Origin of the sequence: Winogradskyella sp. (assembly GCF_028282165.1) — a bacterium.
Classification (GTDB): Bacteria; Bacteroidota; Bacteroidia; order Flavobacteriales; family Flavobacteriaceae; genus Winogradskyella.
This window is the reverse complement of record NZ_JANQIM010000041.1, coordinates 39,546-64,345: the sequence shown is the minus strand read 5'-3', so window position 1 is coordinate 64,345 and position 24,800 is coordinate 39,546. Positions and strand designations below refer to the sequence as shown.

General features: G+C 34.6%; 23 protein-coding genes. 8 read left to right on the top strand and 15 right to left on the bottom strand.

Going from position 1 to position 24,800, the window contains the following annotated elements; all coding sequences use genetic code 11:
* Positions 1–232 precede the first annotated feature (232 nt).
* On the top strand, positions 233–1,474 hold the full coding sequence (locus Q0972_RS16015; protein WP_299367678.1) for an ABC transporter permease: 1,242 nt from the start codon (positions 233–235) through the stop codon (positions 1,472–1,474).
* Here the strand turns inward: Q0972_RS16015 and Q0972_RS16010 are convergent, their stop codons facing one another.
* From Q0972_RS16010 to rpsF, 6 genes are all read right to left on the bottom strand, one after another.
* The gene (locus Q0972_RS16010) at positions 1,475–1,948 is read right to left on the bottom strand and encodes a DUF6495 family protein (protein ID WP_299367675.1); all 474 of its coding nucleotides are present in this window, start codon (positions 1,946–1,948) and stop codon (positions 1,475–1,477) included. It lies immediately after the preceding gene.
* 8 nt (positions 1,949–1,956) lie between these two features.
* Positions 1,957–2,838 carry a glycerophosphodiester phosphodiesterase family protein gene (locus tag Q0972_RS16005; protein WP_299367672.1) on the bottom strand — a complete coding sequence of 294 codons (882 nt, stop codon included), beginning with the start codon at positions 2,836–2,838 and terminating at the stop codon, positions 1,957–1,959.
* A gap of 60 nt (positions 2,839–2,898) precedes the next feature.
* On the bottom strand, positions 2,899–6,153 hold the full coding sequence (locus Q0972_RS16000; protein ID WP_299367670.1) for a TonB-dependent receptor: 3,255 nt from the start codon (positions 6,151–6,153) through the stop codon (positions 2,899–2,901).
* 113 nt (positions 6,154–6,266) lie between these two features.
* Positions 6,267–6,716, bottom strand: a complete 450-nt coding sequence (gene rplI / locus Q0972_RS15995; protein WP_299367667.1) for a 50S ribosomal protein L9 — start codon at positions 6,714–6,716, stop codon at positions 6,267–6,269.
* A gap of 12 nt (positions 6,717–6,728) precedes the next feature.
* Complete coding sequence (rpsR, locus tag Q0972_RS15990) at positions 6,729–7,028, bottom strand: 30S ribosomal protein S18 (protein WP_198658944.1); 300 nt, start codon at positions 7,026–7,028, stop codon at positions 6,729–6,731.
* On the bottom strand, positions 7,028–7,366 hold the full coding sequence (gene rpsF, locus Q0972_RS15985; protein ID WP_076620932.1) for a 30S ribosomal protein S6: 339 nt from the start codon (positions 7,364–7,366) through the stop codon (positions 7,028–7,030). Before rpsF ends, rpsR begins: the two co-directional genes overlap by 1 nt.
* Positions 7,367–7,568: 202 nt before the next feature.
* On the opposite strand from rpsF, the gene Q0972_RS15980 reads away from it, so the two are divergent.
* Positions 7,569–8,264, top strand: coding sequence for a LytTR family DNA-binding domain-containing protein (locus Q0972_RS15980; protein ID WP_076620930.1), 696 nt, complete (start codon positions 7,569–7,571; stop codon positions 8,262–8,264).
* Positions 8,265–8,531: 267 nt separating this feature from the next.
* Here the strand turns inward: Q0972_RS15980 and priA are convergent, their stop codons facing one another.
* The 4 genes from priA to Q0972_RS15960 form a co-directional block, all read right to left on the bottom strand.
* Positions 8,532–10,982, bottom strand: coding sequence for a primosomal protein N' (gene priA, locus Q0972_RS15975; RefSeq protein ID WP_299367699.1), 2,451 nt, complete (start codon positions 10,980–10,982; stop codon positions 8,532–8,534).
* A gap of 109 nt (positions 10,983–11,091) precedes the next feature.
* Positions 11,092–11,511, bottom strand: coding sequence for a DUF2147 domain-containing protein (locus Q0972_RS15970; protein WP_299367657.1), 420 nt, complete (start codon positions 11,509–11,511; stop codon positions 11,092–11,094).
* 87 nt (positions 11,512–11,598) lie between these two features.
* Entirely contained in the window at positions 11,599–12,741 is a 1,143-nt protein-coding gene (locus Q0972_RS15965; RefSeq protein WP_299367655.1) for a T9SS type A sorting domain-containing protein, read from the bottom strand.
* A 47-nt stretch (positions 12,742–12,788) separates the two neighbouring features.
* Entirely contained in the window at positions 12,789–13,817 is a 1,029-nt protein-coding gene (locus Q0972_RS15960; RefSeq protein WP_299367652.1) for a hypothetical protein, read from the bottom strand.
* A gap of 200 nt (positions 13,818–14,017) precedes the next feature.
* On the opposite strand from Q0972_RS15960, the gene Q0972_RS15955 reads away from it, so the two are divergent.
* Both Q0972_RS15955 and Q0972_RS15950 read left to right on the top strand, forming a co-directional pair.
* Positions 14,018–16,036 carry a tetratricopeptide repeat protein gene (locus tag Q0972_RS15955; protein WP_299367649.1) on the top strand — a complete coding sequence of 673 codons (2,019 nt, stop codon included), beginning with the start codon at positions 14,018–14,020 and terminating at the stop codon, positions 16,034–16,036.
* Positions 16,033–16,674 (top strand): response regulator transcription factor, encoded by a 642-nt coding sequence (locus Q0972_RS15950; RefSeq protein WP_299367646.1) that lies wholly within the window; start codon positions 16,033–16,035, stop codon positions 16,672–16,674. The genes Q0972_RS15955 and Q0972_RS15950 overlap by 4 nt, the downstream gene beginning before the upstream one ends.
* A gap of 20 nt (positions 16,675–16,694) precedes the next feature.
* On the opposite strand, the gene Q0972_RS15945 is transcribed toward Q0972_RS15950, so the two are convergent.
* Positions 16,695–16,859, bottom strand: a complete 165-nt coding sequence (locus tag Q0972_RS15945; RefSeq protein WP_299367643.1) for a hypothetical protein — start codon at positions 16,857–16,859, stop codon at positions 16,695–16,697.
* 201 nt (positions 16,860–17,060) lie between these two features.
* Between Q0972_RS15945 and Q0972_RS15940 the strand changes: the two genes are divergently transcribed.
* Both Q0972_RS15940 and Q0972_RS15935 read left to right on the top strand, forming a co-directional pair.
* Positions 17,061–18,830 carry a histidine kinase gene (locus Q0972_RS15940; protein ID WP_299367640.1) on the top strand — a complete coding sequence of 590 codons (1,770 nt, stop codon included), beginning with the start codon at positions 17,061–17,063 and terminating at the stop codon, positions 18,828–18,830.
* Position 18,831: 1 nt separating this feature from the next.
* Complete coding sequence (locus Q0972_RS15935) at positions 18,832–19,599, top strand: LytTR family DNA-binding domain-containing protein (RefSeq protein ID WP_299367638.1); 768 nt, start codon at positions 18,832–18,834, stop codon at positions 19,597–19,599.
* A gap of 15 nt (positions 19,600–19,614) precedes the next feature.
* Here Q0972_RS15935 and Q0972_RS15930 read toward each other — a convergent pair whose 3' ends face one another.
* Positions 19,615–20,559 (bottom strand): YihY/virulence factor BrkB family protein, encoded by a 945-nt coding sequence (locus Q0972_RS15930; protein ID WP_299367635.1) that lies wholly within the window; start codon positions 20,557–20,559, stop codon positions 19,615–19,617.
* Position 20,560: 1 nt separating this feature from the next.
* On the bottom strand, positions 20,561–21,418 hold the full coding sequence (gene nadC / locus Q0972_RS15925) for a carboxylating nicotinate-nucleotide diphosphorylase (protein ID WP_299367632.1): 858 nt from the start codon (positions 21,416–21,418) through the stop codon (positions 20,561–20,563).
* 184 nt (positions 21,419–21,602) lie between these two features.
* Here nadC and rlmH point away from each other — a divergent pair, with 184 nt between their 5' ends.
* On the top strand, positions 21,603–22,076 hold the full coding sequence (rlmH, locus tag Q0972_RS15920) for a 23S rRNA (pseudouridine(1915)-N(3))-methyltransferase RlmH (protein ID WP_299367696.1): 474 nt from the start codon (positions 21,603–21,605) through the stop codon (positions 22,074–22,076).
* A 47-nt stretch (positions 22,077–22,123) separates the two neighbouring features.
* Here rlmH and raiA read toward each other — a convergent pair whose 3' ends face one another.
* On the bottom strand, positions 22,124–22,423 hold the full coding sequence (raiA, locus tag Q0972_RS15915; RefSeq protein WP_299367629.1) for a ribosome-associated translation inhibitor RaiA: 300 nt from the start codon (positions 22,421–22,423) through the stop codon (positions 22,124–22,126).
* Positions 22,424–22,576: 153 nt separating this feature from the next.
* Between raiA and Q0972_RS15910 the strand changes: the two genes are divergently transcribed.
* Positions 22,577–22,966: a thiol-disulfide oxidoreductase DCC family protein gene (locus tag Q0972_RS15910; protein ID WP_299367626.1), complete on the top strand. Its 390-nt coding sequence runs from the start codon at positions 22,577–22,579 to the stop codon at positions 22,964–22,966.
* A gap of 4 nt (positions 22,967–22,970) precedes the next feature.
* Here Q0972_RS15910 and Q0972_RS15905 read toward each other — a convergent pair whose 3' ends face one another.
* Entirely contained in the window at positions 22,971–24,665 is a 1,695-nt protein-coding gene (locus Q0972_RS15905; protein WP_299367623.1) for an alkaline phosphatase D family protein, read from the bottom strand.
* Between the last annotated feature and the right edge of the window lie 135 nt (positions 24,666–24,800).

Sequence of the window (24,800 nt, the reverse complement as noted above, 5' to 3'; positions counted from 1 at the left end):
AACAGGAATCTTTTTTAGTGAAACTTAATTTTCATGATACTACCTCATCGAGCTTTATGGAGATGTCTCGACTCAGCTCGACATGACAGCTTTACATTTGTTTGGTTATAAAACATCACAAAAATATTATAAATTTTATAGGCAAACCTAAGTAATTTCAAATTTGTAGTAACTTTATGCTGTTTAGAGCGTCTTATGGTTTTAAACAATCCAACTAACTTTAGTCAACACTATGTTTTCGCTAGCAAAAGAGAATATTAAAATTGCTTTTGGTTCTATAAAAAGTCAGCTACTCCGTACCATTTTAACCGTTTTAATTATCGCTATCGGCATTATGGCTTTAGTTGGCATTTTAAGTGGTGTTTCGGCTTTAGAAAATACCATTTCGAGTAATTTCTCGTCAATGGGTGCCAATACGTTTAATTTTCAACGCTATGAATTTAGAGCACAACGCCAAAGTAGTAGAGAGCGTCAAAAAGTGAATCCGGTCATTAGCTATAGAAACGTTAAGGATTTTATTGATAAATATGATTTTCCCTTTACTCAGGTTGCCGTATCTTTTTATGGTTCCGTGGCTTCCGAAGTAAAATTTGAAAATAAAAAAACCGACCCAGAAGTTGCTATTATAGGTTCTAACGAACATTACATTGAAAACTCCGGTCTGGAAATAGAAAATGGGCGTTCCTTAAACTTTGCTGACGTTGAGAATAACAATGCTGTTTGTGTCATCGGTAGTGATTTACAAAAAGCCTTGTTCCCTGATGAAAATCCTGTAGATAAGACGATTAGTGTTAGAGGTTCAAAGTTTAAAGTTGTTGGTGTTATTAAGGAAAAAGGCTCTACGTTTGGTAATAATCAAGATCTAACGGTTGTAATGCCCATACAAAAAGCACGTTCAATTTTCACTAATCCGAATATTGACTATACGCTCAGCGTTAAAGTGGATAAGAATGATATGTTAGAAGGTGCTCAAGATGATGCTATTCTTACGTTTAGAAATGTCCGAGGGCTAAATCCTGTTGAAGAAAATAACTTTGGGATAGAACGTAGTGAAGATTTAATCAATCGTGTGGCAGAAAATACGAGTACGCTATATATTGCCGCATGGATTATTAGTATTATTACCATATTTGGTTCTACAATTGCACTAATGAACATTATGCTGGTTTCGGTTAGCGAACGCACACGGGAGATCGGAGTCCGTAAAGCATTAGGTGCTAAGCGCAGAACTATTGCTTTTCAATTTTTTATGGAAACCATCATCATTGGACAACTTGGTGGCATCTTAGGTATTTCGTTAGGTATTTTAATAGGTTGGGGCGTTGCTGCTGGGTTTGAACTCGAATTTTCCACACCTTGGGTTGCCATGATTTGGGCAACGTCTATTGCTTTTATTGTGGCTATTATTTCTGGATTGTATCCTGCAACAAAGGCAGCGCGATTAGATCCTATTGAGTCTTTGAGGTACGAGTAATTACTGCCCTATCAGCTTCTCAAAATATTGAAATAATTCGCCTTTGGTGATATTAGCGCCTTGTTGAACAATTTTAAAAATATCCTGGAGTTTATCATTTGAATAGTCTTTTTTGGCATTATAAAACTCAATGTCATCAGATAGCAAATTATCCCTTAACCATTGAAAGCCTTCTCTGGTCGTAAAATCAGCCTTGTTGTCTTTTAGTTTAAGTGCAATAAGGTGCATATCCTTAGCCCTACATTTAAAAAGGTGAATTTGGTTAGGTGAAATATGCTCTAAATATTCAACTTTATTAAGCACACCGTACCATACCAAGTCACTAAACACATCGAGTTCTTGCTCTGCAGCTTCGGGCTTGTTCTGTTTGATGTTTTCCCATTCATCAGCTGTAATAGATTGCGTCGCCAAAAAGCTAATGAACTCTTGGTGCAATTCTTCAAACTGTTCTTTCGTTAGTCTTGCATACTTCATAATCGTTTCTATTGATTTATGGCATTATAAGCTTCAAAAGGCCTATCCGTTGCTAATATATCGGCTCCAAGATTTTTCCAACGCTTATACATCTCATGTCCTCTCGCTGCTGCCTGCTTATCTAAGTTTCCTAATGTACCGAGTATACATAAAATATGTTCATCATGCAGTCTCTTGTATAAGGATGGATTTGATAACCTAGTTCCTGTAAAGGCCAACATATTTTCAGGGGGAATTTTGGTCTTTAATAGCCTATCTAGTTCTTCATGATTTCTCGCCGAAACCGATAATAATAGCTCCGGAGCGAGTCGATATGCTGATTGTGCTTGGGCTATATCATAAGTAATAATGATGCAATTGTCTTCTGCCCTAGCCTTTTTAATCGCATTAATAACTGTTTCTTGGCTTACACTACGCTTAATATCTATGGTTAGAATCACATTATTTTCCTTACTCCATCTTAGTACTTCCTCAAATAAAGGGATTGCATATGCTGTTTGATTACCAAAATCATCAATGAGTTTATAATCTTTTAGCTGTGCATAATCGGTGTTTTTAACCAAACCGCTGCCATTCGTAGTTCTGTCTAAAGAATTATCGTGTAATAGTATTAATTGACCATCCTTGGTCTGGGTGACATCAACCTCAAAAATAGCTTTGATACTGTCGTTCACATATTTTATGGTTTCTAAGCAATTCTCGGGATACCCTTTTATATTCTTACCACCACGATGCACACTAATATTAGGATAATCTGGATTTGAAGTTTTAAAAACCTCAATGAGCTTAGATTTTGTGACTCCAATTTCTCCCTTGTCTTTCCCCTTACATCCCATATTTACAAATAATACGGACAGAAGGATAATGTATAAAAACTTAATATTTTGCATAAAAAATGCGCCCTTATTTTAAGAGCGCAAATTTAAAGAATTATTATGTGTTTTCTATCTCTAGAAAATATATCTAACACCAAATTGTGCCTGCCATCTTGATAATAAACTTACATCTGCACTAAACGTTTCGGTTAAGTTACCATCAAAGGTGTATATTGGCGCTCCATCAGGCCCCAAAACTAACGAACCATCAGGGTTAGTCACCAAGCCAATTGGTTGAATACTATTAGGTACTTGTACCACTCCCCAATCACTATTTATTAAGTTACCAACGTTCAACACGTCAGCACTCAATTGTATGGTATGTGTTTTTTCACCTACCTTGAAGTTAAAGTCTTGAAGTATCTTAATATCCCAACGTCCTCGCCAAGGTGATAAGGCGCCATAACGCTCAGCATAGCTTCCTCTATTTTCGCTTAAATAATCATCCTGCGCAATATATGCATCTAAATTATCTGCCATATCAGAATTTGAAAAATTCATCTGTTGTATTTCTTCACTGGTTGGGATGTAAATTAAGTCATTAAAGTTAGAGCCATCTCCATTGATATCGCCTCCGTAGGTATAGCTAAATCTTCCTCCTCTTGCATACTCGAAGAACGTAGATATAGTTGTTGCGAATTTACCTTTCCCATATTCAAACTTTTTAGTACCAACACCAATAAATCGATGTGTGTCTCCATAACGTGAATAGGATAACACATCGTCATTAGCATTACCCGAAATAGCATTGCCAGCAAAAGCATCACCCGTAATCTCTGCTTCAATGGAGTTGACATCCTTAGCGTTGAGATAGTTATAAGCTAAACTTGTGTAGAATCCATTACCAAATGTTTTTTGAGCTTTTAACGTTCCATTCCAAATTCTTCCTTTATCAGAATTTGTAAAGACATAGGCATTAGTTGGCCCACCAAACTCGTCAGTCGCTCTATCTGAAGGTAAATATACCGGTCTATTATCTACACCTTGCAATGTCCCTGAAGGATCATCCAAAGCCCAATTTTGAACGTGTGCTCCATTGATATCTTTCGTGTAAGAGATATCGGCTGATAAAGTTAAGCCGTTTTCAAATCTATGATCCCCACCTATGTTAGTTCTCCAAACCTGTGGCCATTTAAAATCTGGATCAACAATTTGATAGAAGAAAAAGTCCACTCCTTGTACTTGGTTACCTAACCATACAAAAGGAAAACGACCTGTAAATACACCTGTACCACCTCTAATCTGGGTCGTGTTATTGCCATTAACATCCCAATTAAACCCTAATCTAGGTGAAATGAGCAAATCACTTGACGGTAATGTTGTAGAATCTAAATTAACGATCTCTCCTGTATCTGGATCGAAATAATCAATGGTAGGTTGGTATGTTCCACCCGAAAAGTCTGTTGGATTGAATACGCCTCCTTTTCTATCAATATTCTCTTGAATTTTAGTGGCGGTATCAAAGTATAATGGTCTATCGAAGCGGATACCATAAGTTAATTTAAAATCCTCGGTAATATTCCATTCATCTTGTGCATAAAACGCTAATTGACCAACATTAGTTTCTGCTAATGCCCAACCACCAGGATTGCCCACTCCTGCAGTATTAAGCGCGTTATCTGCTGTTATAGCATCATTAAACAATCCTTGATAAAAATCTACCAATGCTTCATTTAAGGAATCGTCACCATTCTGTGCCGCTATATCTGCATCCCTAAAACTCTGAATATCCGCTGTTGGAAAGAAGACACCCTGTGCTCCGTAAGCTCCTAAGTTAAAAGAATTATCAAATTCAAACTTTTCATAAGAAAATCCTATAGTAAAAGTGTGGTCGCCTCTAACAACGTTTAAGTTGTTGGTAAACTGAAAGACTTTTTGGTCTAATGTATTGTTAATTGAAAACGGTTCGTGTCCTGCAATTATATAATTAGATCCTTCACTGGTGATAGTAATAGTGGGCGCTGGAGTCGATAATGGATCTCTAAAATCATCAAAATGTGTGTAGCCAACTTGTAACTTATTACTAATGCCATCTCCTAAATCACTGTTCAATTCTAATTGAAAAGAATCTATATTGTTATTGATTTGATAACCTGCATTTTGAAATTGAAGTTGGTTTGGACCAGGTCCTCTGAATCCTAATGCCGAGGGGTGTGCAGGTTGTTCTCTCGAGGCTTCTAAAAAGTTGTATATAAAAGCCAATCTGTTTTTGTCATTAATATTCCAGTCTAATTTAAATATCCCTTTTGTAGAATTACTGTCGAAGGTAAAACCTTCATATGCACCTGGATTATAAAGTTGGCCGTTACCAATAGATACCTGCCTAAGAATGTTATCTACCAATTGGAAGTCTGATTCTAATACCCTAGACTCGCCTGCTGCTCCTGTACCGGCTTCTGTTGTTCTTGCAAAAAAGCCATTAGTCCCCAAATCGGTTCTTTGGTCTTTTTCAAAATTGGCGAAGAAGAATAGTTTGTTCTCAACGATCGGTCCTCCAATACTGAACCCAAATTGATTTTGTTCAAGGTCTGGTCGTAGTACTTCATCACCTTCTACTTTCTTACCCGTAAGACTTTCATTTCTAGAAAATCCATAAACAGTACCATGAAATTCATTAGTACCACTTTTGGTTACTGCATTTACACTAGCGCCCGTAAAACCTGATAGTGTAACATCGTAAGGTGCTAAAGACACTTGTATCTGATCAATAGCATCCAAAGAAATTGGCTGAGCACCACTTTGTCCTCCAGGTGTTGGTGAGTCCAATCCAAAGGGGTTATTAAAGATAGAGCCATCTAACGAAAAGTTATTAAACTGATCGTTTCTTCCTCCAAACGAATTACCTGTCGATGAAGGTTCTAAACGTGTAAAATCTTGTGCCGATCTTGAAATGGTTGGAAGCCTTGTGAGTTCTCTTCGGCCTACACTTGTTTCTGCTCCGGTCCTATCGCTACTAAACGTACCAGATGTACTACCCGTTAAAACAACTGCATCTAAAGCTTCTGCTCCTGGAATCATCTGATGATCTACATTCTCGGTTTTACCCAATGTGAGATATACATCAGAAAATACTTTATCTGTATAACCGATATAAGTAATGGTTATGGTATAAGGACCACCAATTCTAAGATTTAATAGACTATACCGTCCTTCGAAATTAGTTATCGCTCCATACTTTGTGCCTGTGGGTGTATGGATCGCGACAATGTTGGCCCCTGGTAATGGTTGACCTTCTTCATCTTGAATAAGGCCTTTAATGTTAGATGTTGTGACTTGCGCAAAAGAAAACGATGCAAACAGCAAACAAATAACTAATACAAATTTTTTCATAGGTAAGGGTTGTGAGTTAATTATTATTTGATTTTTAGTTAACACAAAATTAACAATAAATAAAAAAGCCCCTCTAAAGGGGCTTAATATTTATTAACTAAATGGTTTAGTTATTAACTTTCTGCTATAACTTCGAATGGTAAGTCTACAGTAACGTCTCTATGCAATCTTATTACAGCATTATATTTACCTAAACGCTTTACGTTACCACCGATTACATTGATATATTTCTTGTCAATTTCATGGCCTTCTTTCTGTAAAGCTGCAGCCACATCAATGTTGTTCACAGATCCAAAGAGTTTATCGCCAGCTCCAACTTTAGAAGCAATCTTCACTTCTAATTCTGAAATAGCATTGGCAGTTTTTTGAGCTTCCTCAATAATAGCCTTTTCTTTATATGCTCTTTGTTTTAGGGTCTCAGCTAATACTTTTTTAGCGGAAGGTGTAGCCATAATGGCATGGCCTTGAGGAATTAAATAATTTCTACCATAACCGTTCTTTACTGTTACAATATCGTCTTTAAATCCTAAATTTTCAACGTCTTGTTTTAATATAAGTTCCATTGTTATGATATTTTACTTTAATAAATCAGCAACATATGGCATTAAAGCTAAGTGTCTAGCTCTTTTTACTGCCACAGATACCTTTCTTTGGTATTTTAAAGAAGTGCCTGTTAAACGTCTTGGTAATAATTTTCCTTGCTCGTTAACAAAGCTCAATAAGAAATCTGGATCTTTATAATCTACATATTTAATACCAGACTTTTTGAAACGACAATATTTCTTCGTTTTCTGAGTCTCTATGTTTAGTGGTGTAAGATATCTAATCTCACCATCTTTTTTTCCTTTTGCTTGTTGTTCTATCGATGACATAATTAAGCTTTTTGTTTGTTTCTTTCTCTTCTCTTCTCAGCCCAAGCAATAGCATGCTTGTCTAATTTTACAGTTAAGTAACGCATAAAACGCTCATCACGTCTAAACTCTAACTCTAAAGGTTCTATTGCTTCACCAGCAACTTGGTACTCAAATAAGTGATAGAAACCACTTTTTTTGTTTTGGATTGGATACGCCAGCTTTTTTAAGCCCCAATCTTCTTTGGCAATCATCTTAGCTCCTTTAGAAACGAGGAAGTCCTCATACTTCTTAACTGTTTCCTTTATCTGATCTTCAGATAAAACGGGATTTAAGATGAAAACAGTTTCATAATGATTCATAATTAATTTGTTTTATTTATTATTAAAACGGCTGCAAAAATAAGCATTAATTCTAATTCTGGCAATGTTTTTGATCGCAAAGTTTCGAACATTTTTTGCACTAAAGATTATGTTAAATTTTACAGTTTGTCGGTAAAATTTGTTTTTTAACCGAAATTATTGTACTATTGTCGATATCTTAACCTAATAAAATAGTAATGTTATGACTTTAAACTGTGTAGTTGTTGATGATTCTGCGATTCAACGTCTCTCTATAGTAAAGTTAATTGAGAATCATTCCTCTCTTAACCTTATTGCAGAGTACAGCAGTGCGTTAGAAACAAAAAACGGTCTTAATACACATAAAGTAGATCTTATCTTCTTAGATATAGAGATGCCAGTATTAAACGGTTTTGAACTCTTGGATGTACTCAACAACAAACCCCAAATTATTTTTGTTACAGGTAAAACGGAATATGCCTTTAAGGCATTTAATTACGACGCTACCGACTATCTTCAAAAACCAATCACTAAAGAGCGTTTTAATACCGCTGTTGAAAAAGCCATAGAGCAGCATAAATTAAAATTAGATTTTAATGAAACTGATGGTGAACATATCTTTGTGAAGAGCAACCTTAAAAAACGTAAGGTTTATATTAAGGATATTAAATGGATTGAAGCTTTAGGCGATTATGTTAAAGTCGTAACAGAAGAAAACAGCCTTGTAGTACTATCTACAATGAAAGCTTTTGAAAAAGAATTACCTGAAGGAAAGTTTTTAAGAATTCACAAATCTTATATCGTGAATTTGGATAAAATTGATCGCTTTAACAGTAAAAATGTTGAAGTAGGTGCTTACGAAATTCCATTAAGTCGAAACAAAAAGACACAATTGGTAGATGCTTTGAACAATATGTAAAAAATTACAATTTTTAGAATATCTCTGCACGCGTTTTGCATATTAAATCCCAGCAATTTGTTGGGATTTTTTAGTGGTTATTCCAAATTGTTTGTCACTTCGAGTAAATTTTATGATTATAAATGAATAAAATTTGTATCGAGAAGTCAAACTTAAATTCAAAGAAAGTAGTTCTCGATACAATTTTCCTTGACTTCGCCAAGCTCAGTCTGATAGAAAATCACTCGAACTGACTTAGAAGTGAATCTATCTTTACTAAAAAAAACACTAATAATTATCCACATTCGAAATAACTCTTACCGATCTAAAATCCTTGATAGCATTAAAACTATTGTCAATCTTTTTTATGGCTTCTTTGGTTTTAATCAAAGATTGTTGCTGTGGAATCTTAACTAAAATATTCTTATTGTATAGATTACGAATTCGGGAAATTGGTGGGAATTCTGGACCAAGAATATTTGATTTGAAGATCTGGCGTAAGGATTTTGCATACCAATCTGCTGCTAAATTCACGCGATTGTAATCCTTATGCTTGAATGTTATCTTAATCAGCCGATAAATAGGTGGATATTTATAATTATACCTATCATTCATCTGCTCTGTATACATGTCTTTGTAAGCATTTGTAGAGACTTGCTGTAAAATATTATGATGCGGATTGTAGGACTGTATCAATACCTTACCTCTAACGTCGGTTCGCCCTGCCCTACCAGACACTTGTGTCATTAACTGATAGCTACGTTCATGAGCCCTAAAATCGGGAAAATTCAACAGATTATCGGCATTCATAATGCCTACGAGTTTTACATGTCTAAAATCGAGACCTTTTGTTAGCATTTGAGTCCCTACCAAAATATCGATTTCACGTTGCTCAAAATTGGTAATAATTTTTTCAAAACCATGCTTGCCTCTTGTCGTATCCAAATCCATACGAGCTACCTTTTGATCCGGAAACAACACCTTTACCTCCTCTTCTATCTGTTCGGTACCAAACCCCTTGGTGTCTAAAGTAGCATTACCACAGGCCTCGCAATTTTTTGGCATCGAAGTGTTATAACCACAATAATGGCAACGCAATTGATCTCGGTACTGATGATAAGTTAAACTCACATCACAATTAGGGCATTGTGGGGAATGCCCACAAGTGGTACATTCTACAATCGGTGAAAAACCGCGCCTATTCTGAAATAAAATAATCTGAAAGCCTTGATCTATAGCCTCAGTCATCTCTTCGATTAGCCGATCAGAAAAATGACCTTTCATGCGCTTTCTTCTGTACTTATCTGCTAAATCCACCAACTCTATATCTGGCATTAGCACATTGTTATATCGCTTAGAGAGTTCCACCAATCCATATTTGCTTTGTGATGCATTAAAATAACTTTCCAAACTTGGTGTGGCAGAACCCAAAAGGGTTTTAGCTTGGTGCAAATTTGCCAGAACTATAGCGGCATCCCTGGCATGGTATCGTGGTGCAGGGTCGAATTGCTTATAGGATTGCTCGTGCTCTTCATCAACTATGACAAGGCCTAAATTGGAGAATGGTAGTAATAATGCCGATCTAGCACCAATAACGAGTTGTGCTTTTTCGGAATTTGAAAGTATATTATTCCAGACCTCAACACGTTCATTGCCCGAATATCTGCTATGAAATACAGACACCTTCTCTCCAAAGTACCCCTGCATGCGTTGCACTAATTGTGTGGTCAGTGCAATTTCGGGTAACAAATAAAGGACTTGTTTCCCTGTTTGAAGTTGTTCTGCGATAAGTTTTACGTAGATCTCCGTTTTTCCAGAAGACGTTACACCATGCAATAATACAACTGTCTTATTTTGGAACTGCAATTTTATATTACCATATGCTTCCTCTTGAGTTTCGGTCAGAACTTTTGCGGCTTTCTGTCCATTTCCTTCAAACAGCACACGATCCGTCTGAACATAATAGTCTTCTAGAATTTCTTTGTCAATCAGAACCTTAATGATTGCTGATGAAGCTCCGCTATGTTTTACTAATTCCGACACTTTGATAGGGTTTTTGCTTGAAGCTTCTATATTAAATAAGGTTAGAATTACCTCTCGTTGTTTTGGTGCACGACTCAAAACTTCTAACAATTCCAGAAGTTTGCCTTCGGATTTAAACTGGTCATGAAGCTTCACATAGCGCACCAACTTGGGCTTGTATTTTTCGTACAACTCTTCCTGCAACTGAAGCACACCCTTTTCAACAAGTCCGTTAACAACAGGTAAAATACGTTTCTTATCTAAAATGGATACTACATCTTGTATTTTTAAAGACGATTGGTACTGTAGTGCTTCATAAATTAAAAACTCATCGTCTTTTAATTCAGAATCCTTGATATCAACAGTGTCGTTTCTTGAAATTATGGTTTCACTTTCTAAAATAAAAGCATTTGGCATGGCTGCGCGCATCACTTCACCCATACTACACATATAATAATTGGCTATCCATTCCCAATGTTTCAGTTGTACATCAGTTACTACAGGTGCTTCATCTAAAATTTGATGTATAGTCTTTGGTTCATAGACTGAAGGTGGGTTGTTATGTATGCCATAAACTAAAGCGGTATAGATTTTACTTTTTCCAAAAGGCACAGCAACGCGCATCCCTTTTCTAAGGAAATGGGCTTCGGCTTCAGTGATATGATAGGTAAATGCCTTTTGAAGCGGAATGGGTAATATGACGTCAATGAAGTAAATAGTACCTAGTACTTAGTAGTTAGTGATAAGCAAAAATACAACGCATTCTTCACAACAAAAGACATAAATCTTACTTCTTACTATCTTACTTGTTACTAATTACTAGATACTAATTAACACGTCTCCAATATTGCGTTTTATAAAAGAACGCTACATAACCTCTTACTTGCAAGGTGTCTTGGTCCTCTTCTATTTTTAATCGACATTTGTATTCTTTGCCATTTTCTGGATTGAGTATAGTGCCTCCTTCATAAACATCATCATCCTTTTCTAGACCTTCAATTATTATCATATTTAGAATTGGTTGGTCTTTTTTATCGCCATCACATTTGCTACAGACGGCTTTTTTCTTCTCGGTTAGTATCTCAACGATTTTGCCGTAAACCTTACCATCGTCCTCATAGATTTCAACTATAGATTTTTCCTTTCCGGTTTCGTCGTCTATTGTTTTCCATTTGCCAAAAATATCTTGGCTAAAGCTATTTGCACTTATTATTAAAGTTAATAGCAGGCTCCAAATATGTTTCATGTATAAAATTTATTTTCAAAAATAAGATGTTTTAAACAAAAAAACCATCCCAAAATGAGATGGTTGGTTAACACTAAAAACAAATTATTATTGCTTTATGATCTTGAACGTTGCTTTTTCAGTCTCAGTTTGAAGACTTAAAATATATGTCCCAGCTTCGAGATGATTAAGATTTAATTGTCTTAAATTTTCTTGTGATGTATACACCGTTTTCCCCGTTAGATCAAAAATTTTGATTTCATTAAATTCAACTTGTCTTGAAACCTCTATCACTAATGCATTTTGAAATGGGTTGGGATTAACAGCAACAGACTCATACAAACTTTCATCAACGCTTGCTGTAGGGTCTACATTAAATGTAGCACAACAATAAAGAGACCACTCTTCATCCGCATTTCTAACCCTAACACAAAGCAAATGGTCGCCTGGGGTAATGTTCATTTCAGTAGTTGCTATAAGTGGCATTACAGAAGGATCAAAAGAGGTTCCCATGCCGAAGCCTGGATCTTCATCAATAAAATATTCTGCCTCTGTAACATCTGACGGCATGTCACTGAAATTATTGATGAAAAATACCTGTCTATCATATAGAGACCAAGTGCCATCTGCTGCTTGAGTTTCTACATATAAACTATGGAATCCTTCGCTTAAACTTGAAACTGAAATTGAATATGATTGACTAATTGACGTAGCTGGCATATCTACTCCCAAATTAATATAGTCATCATTATCAATTCTGTATCTCACATCCACAATATCCTGACCTGTTGGAAATTCTGAAATAAAGAATACGACTCTATCGTAATGACTCCAAGTACCATCTGAATCTTGTGTTTCTATGTAAAGACTGTAAAATCCTTCACTTAAACTCGGAACTGGAATTGAATACGACTGGTTTACTGACATAGCTGGCATATCTATACCTAAGTTGATATTATCACCATTATTAATTCTGTATCTCATATCCACAATAGTCTGCCCAGTGGCAAAATTTGCAATGTAAAAAGTTGCTCTATCATAATGGCTCCATGCGCCTGCACCATCATTGCCATCCACGTCAAATACCCTTATGTGGATATCATTAAATCCATCGGAAAGACCGCTTATATCAATACTTTGGGTATGACTTGCTGTGGAAATTGCAAATGAATTATTTAAACCAAATCCAAGGTCTTCATCGTTAAAATAGTATTCTGCCGTAGTAATATTTTGCGCACCTACAAAACTCATGGTTAGACAGAATATCAGCCGATATAAATTCGTTCTCATAACCTGTATTAGTTAGAGTTTGATTCTATTGTTACTTCTAGGTCACCTCCTGGTGCGATCTGTGATGTTATGGCTGTGATTGTAACTATTGGAATACCAGCCGTATAACCAAAGTTATTAAAGGTAAAATTAGTATTAGTGCTATAAAGGCCTATGTCATCGCCCGCCACACCATTACCAAGAGCATCTGAGCCAGGCTGAAGATTATAATCATCAATTGTTGGATCAAAAATATCGTCATCTGCACTTACAAATTGTGGATCAATATCATTAAAATTTCCTGTTCCGATTAATGTAGTTACACTATTCGTTTCGTTGTATGATAAACAGTTTTGAAAAACTACACCTACGCGGTTCGGATCAAAATTAGAACTTCTATTATCATAGAATATACAATCTTGAACTACTAAGTTTCCTGTTTCATCATCTGAATTTTCTACAGTGGCTCCATTTAAAAATATATTATTCTCTACTGCCACAGATTCATGGAAAAATACGTGTAAATCATCATAGAAAATATTATTTGCAATAATACTATTTGAGTAGTTAGTGGATGACTGAAAATCAGAACCTACCGTATTAAGAATGTTCCCTCTCATTGTCATGTTTACTACTAGCTCATCTCCTGTAAAAAATACCTCGGCGAATGAGTCAAAAAAGTTGTTTTCTATAATTAAATCAGATACAATAGAATTATCATTATTCACTGTGAGGTCATTAGTGAAGTGTATACCTGATAGTCTCACATTTGACGCACTGTCCAGCAAATCTACCTCATCTATCATGGTTTCTTTATCTTCGGCACTGTGAGAGAAACCAATTAGTGAAATAGGTTTGTCTATCGTAATATCACCATAGTTGATTTCAGAGGCATGAACATACAAAATAGAATTGGCCAGCACAGAATTAATGGCACTTTGAAGATCATTATAATCTGCATCCGCTCCTTCTGTATTGTCTACTGTAAAGGTTGTTTGTGCATTAATAAAAAGTGTTGTCAATAAGAATACTAAACTGAGGGTTGTAATTTTTTTCATAATCGTTGGATTTTAAGAATTAATAGCTATTTAAAAACACAACACAGGCTCGGTTTTATTATCGCAGATATGGGCATATAACACATTTCAATATTACTTTAAGCTTAGGATAATTTCAATACGTAAATTCCCGTAATTTAATTTTTGGCTATCCGAACAAGGGATATTTTCTATAACTTGCTAGTATTCAAAATGAGCTAATGAAACGATTATATCTGCTCTTTTTTTCATTTATAAATTGTGCTTGTCTAATTGGGCAAAATGGTACTGTTGAAAATTCGAGTTACAGCATCATGGCCTTGATTAACCAAGGTGACAGTCTTGTAAATATTGGTGAAAGTGAAAAAGCAATAAGTCTATATAAACGTAATTTAAATTCTCTTAAAAAGATTAGAAACATTACAGAATTAACAAAAATCTACAATAAAATTGGGGCTATACACTATAAAAACAAAGACTATAAATTGGCCGATAAGAATTATGCCATAGCTTTCAAAAACGATACTACTACACAATCATCTGCAGAAACTGCCTATCGTCTTTTCTTGGTAAAACGAAAACTGAATGAGCCAGACAGCATTATTCATTATTTGGAGCACAGCCTAGAGAAGTACAAAAAGCTTCCAAACTCTTATAATGGGAGCAATACCTTTTTAACTGCGGGAATTATCTATAAAAACAAACAGCAATTTGACAAATCGCTTCAATATTTAATACTATCCTATAAAGGGTTTTCTGAACTAAACGAAACTAAAAAACTGGGGGATGTAAGTATCACTTTGGGCAATGTTCACAATCAATTAAAAAATTATGAACAAGCTTTGCAGTATCATTACGAAGCGCTAGCACTGCAAGAAAAAGCAAAAAATGAAAAAGGGATTGCGCGTTGCTATAATAACTTAGCCAATGTATACGATAATCTGGAGTTATTAGATTCGGCCGTTATTAACTACAAGAAATCCCTCAATTATTTAAGTCCTAATACAAAACAGTATGGCATTGCTTTAAATAATATAGCCAATACTTATTTAAAGCTTAATAATACTTACCAAGCCAAAGAAAGCTACAAAAAAGCCATAAATACGAATACTGTCCTTAAAGATACAACCGCATTGCTATATAATTATAATGGGTTAACCAGTTTGGAGCTTAAAGTCAATAATTTAGAAGCATCTAAAGTATTGCTTTCTACATCTTCTGATTTGATTAAAAAAAATACAGATAATATCATTCGGCTTGGTTACTATGAAAATAATGTTGAATACTACCAAAAAACCAGAAACTATAAAAGTGCATTAGAGTATCAAATTAAGTATTCAGATTTATACAAACAGATCTATAATAAGGAACAGACCGAAATTGTTCAGGAAATACAATCGAAATTTGAGTATGAGAAAAAGGAAAATGAAATATTGAGATTAAACCTTTCTAATAAAAGTAAGCAGTTAGAGCTAGCTGAGAAAAATAAAGCGCTAGGCAATAAAAACACTATTTTAATTATTTTGAGTTCGGTCATCTTTATAGCATTAGTTGGTTTTTATGCCTTTGTACAAAAGGGACGCTTAAAAGCCCAAAAAGTGAAGCATGAAAAACTTAAAGCCATTTATAATGGTCAAGAAACCATAAAAAAGCGAATTGCACGCGATTTGCACGACATCATCACCACTAATTTTGATGGCTTGCGCTTAAAAATACTTGCCTTAAAAAAAACGCCGAACCCAAACCAATTAATTGAAGATACAACTAATGAACTAAAGAATATTAATCGCCAAATTAGAATCGTTTCCCATCGTCTTTCTCCTCTAGAAATGCAGATGAGTCATCAGAAATTTACCGAAGTAATAAGATCAAGACTTTCTGAATTTCATCTATATGGAAAAGTCTTTGTGGAACTCGAAGAACAACTCCCTAATGTACTCAACGAATTAGATCTTGTGATTCAAAATAACTTTTATGGCATTTTGCTTGAAATATTGAATAATGTTGAGAAACATTCGCATGCAACCAAATTGAACATCAATCATTTTACAGATGAGGACAATAAGCTACACTTTATCTTTAACGATAATGGTATTGGCATTGATAAAGACTTTAAAGAAGGTATTGGACTGTTAAACATTAGGCAGCGATGCGAAATCATTGGTGGAGAATGCATTATCGAAAAAGTAAATTCTGGCACTCAAGTGTCCATAAATTTTCCTATAAAAATTAAAAAATGAAAACATTAGATATCTTAATTGTTGACGATTCTAAATTATTTTCCCAAGGTTTGGCTGTGCTACTTGAGCAATATCCAAATAAGATAAGACATATTGAGACTGCCAGTAATTACAGTGAAGCTCTACAAATTCTAAATCAGCATGAGATAGACATCATTCTTTTAGATATCAATTTTGAGTCTAACGATTACAGCGGTTTTACGATAGCTAAAAAAGTAAAGGAATTATACCCAGATATTAAGATCATTATATTAACCCAACAAGCAAAAATCGATAATTATGAAATACTCTTTAATGAAATCAACGTAGATGGATATCTCGATAAACAATTAGGTATTGACGAAACACTTGAAGCTTTGAAAGCTGTATCTAATGGTAAAAAGTATATAGACAAAAGCATAGAATCCATGCTGCAAATAGGTAAATGGTTAGACATTTCCAATCGCGAAAAACAAATCATTAACCTACTAACGCTAGGTTTAACACAAAAAGAAATAGCTGAACGCTTATTTATTAGCAGAAGAACCGTGGAAACCCATATAAAGAACCTTACGGCAAAAATTGGCGCAAAGAATTCGGTTCATTTAGTCTCTATATATTCTGAATACAAAAATGGAAATAGAGAAATTAAAAATTAATTTCCCTATTTCCGTTTTAACTACCCTTTAGGATCTTCGATCTCTGGGTCATCGTCTTGATTTGACGGATCAGTCGCCATAATTTCAGACGCGTTCTCTGTAACCATTTCGTCTTCTATAGAACACGAAACAGTACTCAATGATGCAAACATCATTAATAAAATAAAACCATTTAGTCGTCTCATAACAAATGTTTTTAGCGTTAAACTTCAGTGTTGACCTTTCCGTTTTTGTTCATAGAACATGGATCAATCATACCTAAAGCTATGTTTACTAAATACCATTTGCACGTGCAGATTTACTAACAGTAAGTTTCACTTTACCAACAGAAATTTTTTAAAAAATCTGTCACTTTTAATTAGCTATTAACCAACAAACCAACGCTTATGCGATATTTTATTCTATGTGCATTTATACTGATGTCCATTCATCAAAATGCCCAAAACAAGGAACTCGATTCCTTACATCAACGTATTGTTAATACAACTACAATTGATACAAGCTATGTAAACCTGAGACTGCACTATGCTGGTAGAAAAATTTACTTACAGCCCGATTCAACCCTTTTAGAATTCAATAAAAAAACTTTAGCTATGGCTAGAGATTTGGAGTTTACACTAGGTGAGATCTCTGCATTAGAAAAGGTTGCCAATGCTTATCTCTTTGTTGAATTAGATCCCTTTAGAGCTCTAGATTACTTTCAGGAAGGCATCACGGTAATTGAAGCCCAAGACAACTTAAATCACCTTAAAATGCCTTTCTTCATTAATATTGGATCCATCTACTATCAACTTCAAGATTATGAACGTGCCCTTGAAAACTTCAATATCGTAAAGGAAGCGTTTCCCGAAGACAAAAATGTTTATATAACTCTTGCCACTACCTACGCTAGCATGAAAGAATATGAAAAATCATTAGAGTACTTTAAAATAGCAGAAGAAGAATCTAGAAAAAATAAGAATTATGTCTTCTTAGCCAATGTTGTTTGTAACAAATCTTTTGCACTATTGGAGACCGGTCAAAAAGCGGAATCCATAGAAGCCATAAAAGAGTGTATAGATCTTGTTAACACCCACAATATCGAAATGCTAAGATTAGCATCTTATCTAAATGCATCAACTGTCTATTTGGAAAATAGAGATTTTGAAAAAGCCGAAAAATATGCCGATATGGCTATGGAGCTTCATGAAAATTCTGGTAAAACAACAATAGAACATAGTCTCTTAGAAGTAATAGGTAATATCTATGCCGCTAAGGAAGATTATAAAAATGCACTTTTAACATATATTGAAGCTGTAAAAGTAAAAGACAGTATTACCAGTGCAGATCGAAAAATAGAAATTTCCAGAAAAGAAATACAATATAGAGCAGATAAGGAAAAAGCAATTGCCGAAGAAGAAGCAAAACGGCAAAGGCTCATTAAAACGGTTTTTCTCATTATCGGTTTGTCTGTCATATTTCTCTCTATTATTGCTTTTGTGTTTTATAAAAGACGGCAAGATGCTATTAATAGAGCTAAGGAAGCCGAGTTTAAGACTAAAATCAGTGATACCGAATTAATGGCTTTTAGGGCACAGTTAAATCCTCACTTCATCACAAATGCCCTTACTTCTATAGGCGATTTCATTCTAAAAAACAATATTCGTGATGCCTCAGAGTATCTGGCTATATTCGGCCATTTAATGAGAGATATACTATTAAGCTCGGAGGAAAAATTGATGTATATAAATAAAGATATAGATATACTAAAAAAATACTTAGACATTGAAAAAATGAGACATCAAGATTGTTTTTCATATCGATTTGATATAAGTCAATCTATCGATACCGAAAACACTTTAGTGCTTCCACTCTTAATTCAACCGATTATTGAAAATAGCATTAAATATGGCGTTTCTAATTTAGATAGACCAGGCGAAATCATTATCTCCATTACATCCAAAGACAAACTTTTGATCTATTCTATTGACGACAATGGAAAAGGTCGAGATCCAGAAAAACAGGAGATCAATACTTCATCCCGAGGGCTTCCAATCACTAAAAGCCGAATAGAAATAATTAACCAACAAAAGAATGGCAAGGGTTATCTAAAAATTATTGATAAGGCCATAGGTACAAAAGTTATTGTCGCTATTCCACTAATTGAAAAATTTTAATATGATACGGACATTTATATTAGATGACGACCAAAAGAGTATTGACAGGATATTATACCATCTCGCTCCTTACAATAATAAATTTACCGTTGTAGCTACCTGCAACACTATTGAGGATGCGCTGAGCATTGTCGAAGAAAATGAAATTGACTTGGCATTCTTAGATGTTGAGATCCATGACAAAACGAGTTTTGATTTTTTGAATCAATTAAATTCTATTGATTTTGGAATTATTTTCGTAACAGGTTTTAATAAATATGCTATTGAGGCCTTTAATTATGCCGCTATTCATTATTTGTTAAAACCGATTTTAGGAGAAAAGTTTAAAGAAGCAATAACAAGGTTTTTAGATAAATCTATAGAAAAAACACAACGCCAAAAACAAATTGAAGTACTGACTGATAGATGGAATAACAAACCCAAAAAAACCATAACTATACCGTCTGATGATAAAGGGCTTCAATTTCCAAAAATTAGTGATATTATTTATATAGAAGCAAACGGCAGCTATAGCAAAGTTTTTGCTAAAAAGGGCAAAAAATATCTACCCTCAAAAAATCTAAAATACTATGAAGAACATCTAAAGGGCACCTCAATTATCAGAATTCACAAGTCTTTTATGGTAAACACCGATTATGTTACAAACTATATTCATGGTCAGGGCGGGAGCGTCTTTCTAAATAGAAGCGTGACTCAAAACATTCTCAATAGTTTACCTGTATCAAGAGAGAGGAAACAGGAACTTCTTCAATTTCTGCAAAATAGATAATGAAGGGGTATACAGCTATTTTTTTATTTTTTTTGGGGATTTTCTCAAGTATTGTAAGGCAGCATTCAATTCATAACCAAGTAATAAAATATTAGAATTTAACCATAAGTATAACAGTAATATTAAAAGGGCACCAATGGATCCATACAACTTATTATACTGTGAAAAATTATCAATATAAATTCCGAACAAATACGATGTTAGGATAATAAGCAGCGTGGTTAGTAAAGCGCCTACGGACAAAAAACGGGTATGACGTCCTTCTTTAGTGCCAAAATAGTACAAGGTTGCTGTAGCTAAGTACACCATAATGATAAAGAATAAATATTTAACTACAGAAATCCATTGTTCGCCAGTAGCTTTTTCAGTTTCTAGAGCATCATTCAATGGTGTTATGATATAGATTTGTGTATAACCAAAAAAAGCAACTGTTAATAAGACAAGTACAGCTAGTATGAGTGCAATACCGAGTGCGTACATATATTGCTGAAAAACATTGCGTGTAAGCTGTTCGTGATATGAATTTTCAAAACCAGAAAATATAGCATTAACGCCATTAGCCATTAATAACATAGACAACAGAAAAACAGAAGACAATAAACCTGCTCCCGAACCTCCGCTGATATTTTCAAAAATATTCGAAAAAAAGAAATCCGAAGTTTGAGGTGGCAAAAATGAATTTAAAAACTCCAAAAATTCGGTCTGAAAATTATCTATGGGTATGTACGGAATTAAAATGATAACAAATAACAAAAACGGAAAAATCGCTGTAAAAAAACTAAACGCTATCGCGCTGGCTCTTGTCGTTAGCGCTCCTTTTACTATACCTAAAACATACAACTCCAATAAATCGTAAATAGACAATCCCTCAAAACCGGGCAACCGTATTTGCTTAAAAAAGCGAACTACTAAATTAAGAACTGGGATTTTATCAAGCTTATCTTCAATTGGCTTGGTCATACTATACCGCCTTTAAGCTTAAATCCATGTTGTATACAGAATGTGTTAGTGCACCCGAAGAAATATAGTCTACACCGCACTCTGCATAATGTCTTACCGTATCTTCATTAATACCACCAGACGATTCCGTCAGGCATTGATCTCCAATTAATGCTACAGCTTTACGCGTATCTTCGTAATTAAAGTTATCGATTAGGATACGATAGACACCACCACAGTCTAAAATTTCTTTTATTTCATTGAGATTTCTAGCTTCAACAATGATCTTTAAATTTCTATTGGTATCTTTTAAATACTGTTTGGTCATGTTAATAGCCTTTGCTACTCCACCTGCAAAATCAATATGATTGTCCTTGAGCATTATCATATCGTATAAAGCAAATCTATGGTTTTCACCGCCACCAATTTTTACAGCCCATTTTTCTATAGCTCTAATACCAGGTGTAGTTTTACGTGTATCTAAAATCTTGGTTCCTGTCCCTTCTAATAAATCTACAAACTTTTTGGTCTTTGTAGCTATGGCACTCATACGTTGCATGGCGTTTAACACCAAACGCTCTGCTTTTAATATAGATTGTGAGGCACCTTCCACAAAGAAAGCAATATCACCATATTTTACTTTGCTTCCATCTTCGATTAAGACTTCAACTTTCATATTTGCATCCACATAAGCGAACACTTGTTTAGCAAATTCAACACCTGCAATAACACCATCATCCTTTACCAAAAGCTTTGCCCTACCCATCGCTGTGGCTGGTATGCATGCTAACGAACTATGATCGCCGTCGCCTACATCCTCGCGTATGGCATTGGCAATAATTAACTCTATTTCCTTATCGAACTGTTCTTTTGAAATCATCTGGAATCTTATTTGGTGTAAAAATAGGAATTGAAAGGATAAAACTTAAATAATTACAGCGTCAGTTCGAGTGAATTTATTTGTAAAACGAATAAATTTGTGTCAAGAACAATAAAAAAGACTTCTCGATACAATTCTGGTCCCAATGACTTTCGGTCCAGAAGCACTCGAAGTGACAAAACGCATGCAAATCAAACTCATCGCCATAGGAAAAACGGACAATGAAAAGCTTCAAGCACTTATTGAAGATTACCAAAAACGTTTAAGTCATTATATAAAATTTGAATTTAATCTCATTCCCGATATAAAAAACGTAAAACACCTTTCTGAAACCCAACAGAAAGAAAAAGAGGGAGAGCTTATCCTTGCTCAAACACAAAAAAATGATGTCATTATTCTTCTTGATGAAAATGGGAAGCAAATGGACTCTGTTTCATTTTCAGGTTATCTTCAAAAACATATGAATTCTGGTATAAAAACATTGACATTTGTTATTGGAGGCCCTTATGGGTTTTCAGAAAATCTATATAAAAGAGCCAACGGAAAGTTAGGCCTATCGAAAATGACATTTTCGCACCAAATGGTACGCCTGTTCTTTATAGAGCAATTATACAGAGGGTTCACTATTTTAAGAAATGAACCCTATCATCATAGATAAAATAGCAAACCCCCTGGTATAATAAACGCCTAAGCGTTATGACATAATTAGTATGTTTTAAAAACCTCTTTTCTTTTTTTTAATTGACGCGTTAAATCATTGATAGTTTCGTTGACTGCCATCTCATAAGTAGCCTCATTGGAAGTTGCATAAATACGAGGTCCAGGTAAACTCAATTCTATATTGCAAATCTTACCTGCTTTATGGTCGTTATCATCATGTTTAATATAAACCTGAGCGGAAATTAAAAACTCAAATTTATTTGCCAATTTTTCTAATTTTTCGGTTGTAAATGCTGACAATGTATCACTTACATGTGTATTTACATATTGAAAATTTACCGTCATAATCTTACTTGTTTTAATTATTATTACTATATCTAATATACAATTTTTGTTGACTTTTGAAGATGATAATTATCATAAATAATCTCTAAAAATTCTTACAATCTGAAAGTATTGCCCATGCATTACGTCTACTTCATCATAAAACATCTAATCATGGAAAATCAAACAGCTAAAGATATCATTATTTTTGACGGCGAATGCAACCTTTGCAATGGTGTAGTAGGTTGGCTATTAAAATTTGCACCAGAAGATTTATTCCAGTTTGTAGCCTTTCAGTCGAGTTACGGTCAAGAATTATTAAATCTGTACGGTTTTCCTACAGAACGGTTAGACACCGTTATTCTAATCGATGAAAATGGTATTAAAACACATTCTGATGGCTTTTTAAAAATAATTTCAAAAATCCCAAAATGGAAACGTGTTGCTGCCCTATTGGCTTTTATCCCAAGGATGATTAGGGATTTTATCTATAAAACTGCTTCAAAAAATCGCGTAAAATGGTTTGGGCAATCCAATAGTTGCACTATAGATTTTAGCAAATAATCTATTAAGAATAAACACTAGTATTACCTACTTCGAGTGAGTAATTGTTGGATAAAATTGTACTTACAAACATCCATTCTGATGTAACTTCAGAACCTGTAAATGTTGTCATTAAGAACCCTCTACGAGAAGCATCAAAATAAGACAATCCATCAATTAAAATCACTAATGCCTGTTCAAAGCCAGCAATAGCTGCAGGATCTGTACCAATAAAAGCTTCAAAACCTGGTGAGCTTACGCCAGCGGTAGCTAGTTCAACACCTATCTCTGTATTATTTGTACTCAATAAGGTATTGCTCCAAGCATTATGTGTGTCACCAGCAAGGGTAACAATCTTCTTTCCATTCAAAGAGCTATAAATCGTCTCTCTTTCTACAGGATAACCATCCCAAGCATCCAAGTTGTAAGGAATTACAGTAGTTACTCTAGCTATTTCTTCTGGTGTTAGCGTAGGGTCATTATTAATTACCCTAAGTTTAATCTCTACTAATTCAGTGAGTATTTGATTAAAATTGGGTGTTCCAAAACTCGTTAGTACTTCAATCGGAATAAACATCTGCCCCATCAACACTTGCTGACCTAAAACATTCCATTGCGCATTACTACTAGCAATTTGACTAATTAACCAATCTCTTTGAGCAGCGCCTAACAACGTTCTATTAGGATCGCCTAAATCTGTTTGAAAAGCTACCACATCGAAGCCAGAATTTGTAAAATAAGAATTAATATCGAGTTGTTTGTCCCTACCTATAATTCTTGTATCTAACATGTACAAGTTAACCAAATTCCCGATATTAAAGGATCTATAGATAAGACTATTGTTTGATTCATCTTGTCTTGTGAAAGGTAAAAATTCGCTGTATGCCTGTAATGCATTCTGTTTTCTTACTTCAAAACTACCTTCGGTTGCTTCATCATGATTTTCCGCACCATCTCTATAAGCATCATTTGCAACTTCATGGTCATCCCAAACACATATAAAAGGCTTTTTTTGATGTGCCAACTGTAATGAACTATCTGATCTATATTGTTTATACCTAGTTCTGTAGTCGTCTAAAGATAGTATTTCACCAGGAGGAACGTGGACTCTATTAAGGAACGCATTCTCAGCAGTAGAACCATAACCCCCTGCTTCATATTCATAAAAATAATCGCCCAAATGCACTATAATATCAGCCTCTGAATTCGCCATGGCATCATAAACTGTGAACAAACCTGCTTGATAATTAGAGCACGAACATACCGCAAGTTTTAAGGATGTAGCATTTTGGGGTAAGGTAATGGTTTCTCCTACAACAGAAATAGCTTCATCTTCTTCATTGATAAAACGATAATATAGTTTTAGATCCGAGTCTAGTCCGGTAAGCTCAATAGCTATGGTATTATCCCTGCTTGGATCTGTTGTTATAATACCATTACGCAAAATACTATCGAAATTGCTATCGGTAGATATTTGCCAAACGATATCCTTATTGGGTGTATTATATCTTGTCCAAATGATGACCTTAGAATCTGAAGGATCAAAACTAGCGACACCTTCGTTAAAATTTATGTTCGTAAACCCCGTAGTATCAATACTTTGTGAAGTAAAATCGTCATCATCATTACAACTTATAAAATTTGGAGCTAAAACTAGACCTCCTGTGGCTAATAATGTTTTTTGGATAAACGATCTTCTGCTGTTTTTTTGTGTAGACATAATAGCTAATTTTAGCCACCAAGTTCTTGCTATTAGTTAAGATTGCCGTTAAAAAAACTTTATAGTTCTATTATCAATAATGTCAATTTTTATGGTCTAGAATTAATATAGCGGTTGAAATATTATGAAATCGTT

Coding starts and splice junctions, on each gene's coding strand:
- Q0972_RS16015 (WP_299367678.1), top strand. CDS start 233: ATGTTTTCGCTAGCAAAAGAGAATATTAAAATTGCTTTTGGTTCTATA.
- Q0972_RS16010 (WP_299367675.1), bottom strand. CDS start 1,948: ATGAAGTATGCAAGACTAACGAAAGAACAGTTTGAAGAATTGCACCAA.
- Q0972_RS16005 (WP_299367672.1), bottom strand. CDS start 2,838: ATGCAAAATATTAAGTTTTTATACATTATCCTTCTGTCCGTATTATTT.
- Q0972_RS16000 (WP_299367670.1), bottom strand. CDS start 6,153: ATGAAAAAATTTGTATTAGTTATTTGTTTGCTGTTTGCATCGTTTTCT.
- rplI (WP_299367667.1), bottom strand. CDS start 6,716: ATGGAACTTATATTAAAACAAGACGTTGAAAATTTAGGATTTAAAGAC.
- rpsF (WP_076620932.1), bottom strand. CDS start 7,366: ATGAATCATTATGAAACTGTTTTCATCTTAAATCCCGTTTTATCTGAA.
- Q0972_RS15980 (WP_076620930.1), top strand. CDS start 7,569: ATGACTTTAAACTGTGTAGTTGTTGATGATTCTGCGATTCAACGTCTC.
- Q0972_RS15970 (WP_299367657.1), bottom strand. CDS start 11,511: ATGAAACATATTTGGAGCCTGCTATTAACTTTAATAATAAGTGCAAAT.
- Q0972_RS15965 (WP_299367655.1), bottom strand. CDS start 12,741: ATGAGTTTTGTAGGTGCGCAAAATATTACTACGGCAGAATACTATTTT.
- Q0972_RS15960 (WP_299367652.1), bottom strand. CDS start 13,817: ATGAAAAAAATTACAACCCTCAGTTTAGTATTCTTATTGACAACACTT.
- Q0972_RS15955 (WP_299367649.1), top strand. CDS start 14,018: ATGAAACGATTATATCTGCTCTTTTTTTCATTTATAAATTGTGCTTGT.
- Q0972_RS15950 (WP_299367646.1), top strand. CDS start 16,033: ATGAAAACATTAGATATCTTAATTGTTGACGATTCTAAATTATTTTCC.
- Q0972_RS15945 (WP_299367643.1), bottom strand. CDS start 16,859: ATGAGACGACTAAATGGTTTTATTTTATTAATGATGTTTGCATCATTG.
- Q0972_RS15940 (WP_299367640.1), top strand. CDS start 17,061: ATGCGATATTTTATTCTATGTGCATTTATACTGATGTCCATTCATCAA.
- Q0972_RS15935 (WP_299367638.1), top strand. CDS start 18,832: ATGATACGGACATTTATATTAGATGACGACCAAAAGAGTATTGACAGG.
- Q0972_RS15930 (WP_299367635.1), bottom strand. CDS start 20,559: ATGACCAAGCCAATTGAAGATAAGCTTGATAAAATCCCAGTTCTTAAT.
- nadC (WP_299367632.1), bottom strand. CDS start 21,418: ATGATTTCAAAAGAACAGTTCGATAAGGAAATAGAGTTAATTATTGCC.
- rlmH (WP_299367696.1), top strand. CDS start 21,603: ATGCAAATCAAACTCATCGCCATAGGAAAAACGGACAATGAAAAGCTT.
- raiA (WP_299367629.1), bottom strand. CDS start 22,423: ATGACGGTAAATTTTCAATATGTAAATACACATGTAAGTGATACATTG.
- Q0972_RS15910 (WP_299367626.1), top strand. CDS start 22,577: ATGGAAAATCAAACAGCTAAAGATATCATTATTTTTGACGGCGAATGC.
- Q0972_RS15905 (WP_299367623.1), bottom strand. CDS start 24,665: ATGTCTACACAAAAAAACAGCAGAAGATCGTTTATCCAAAAAACATTA.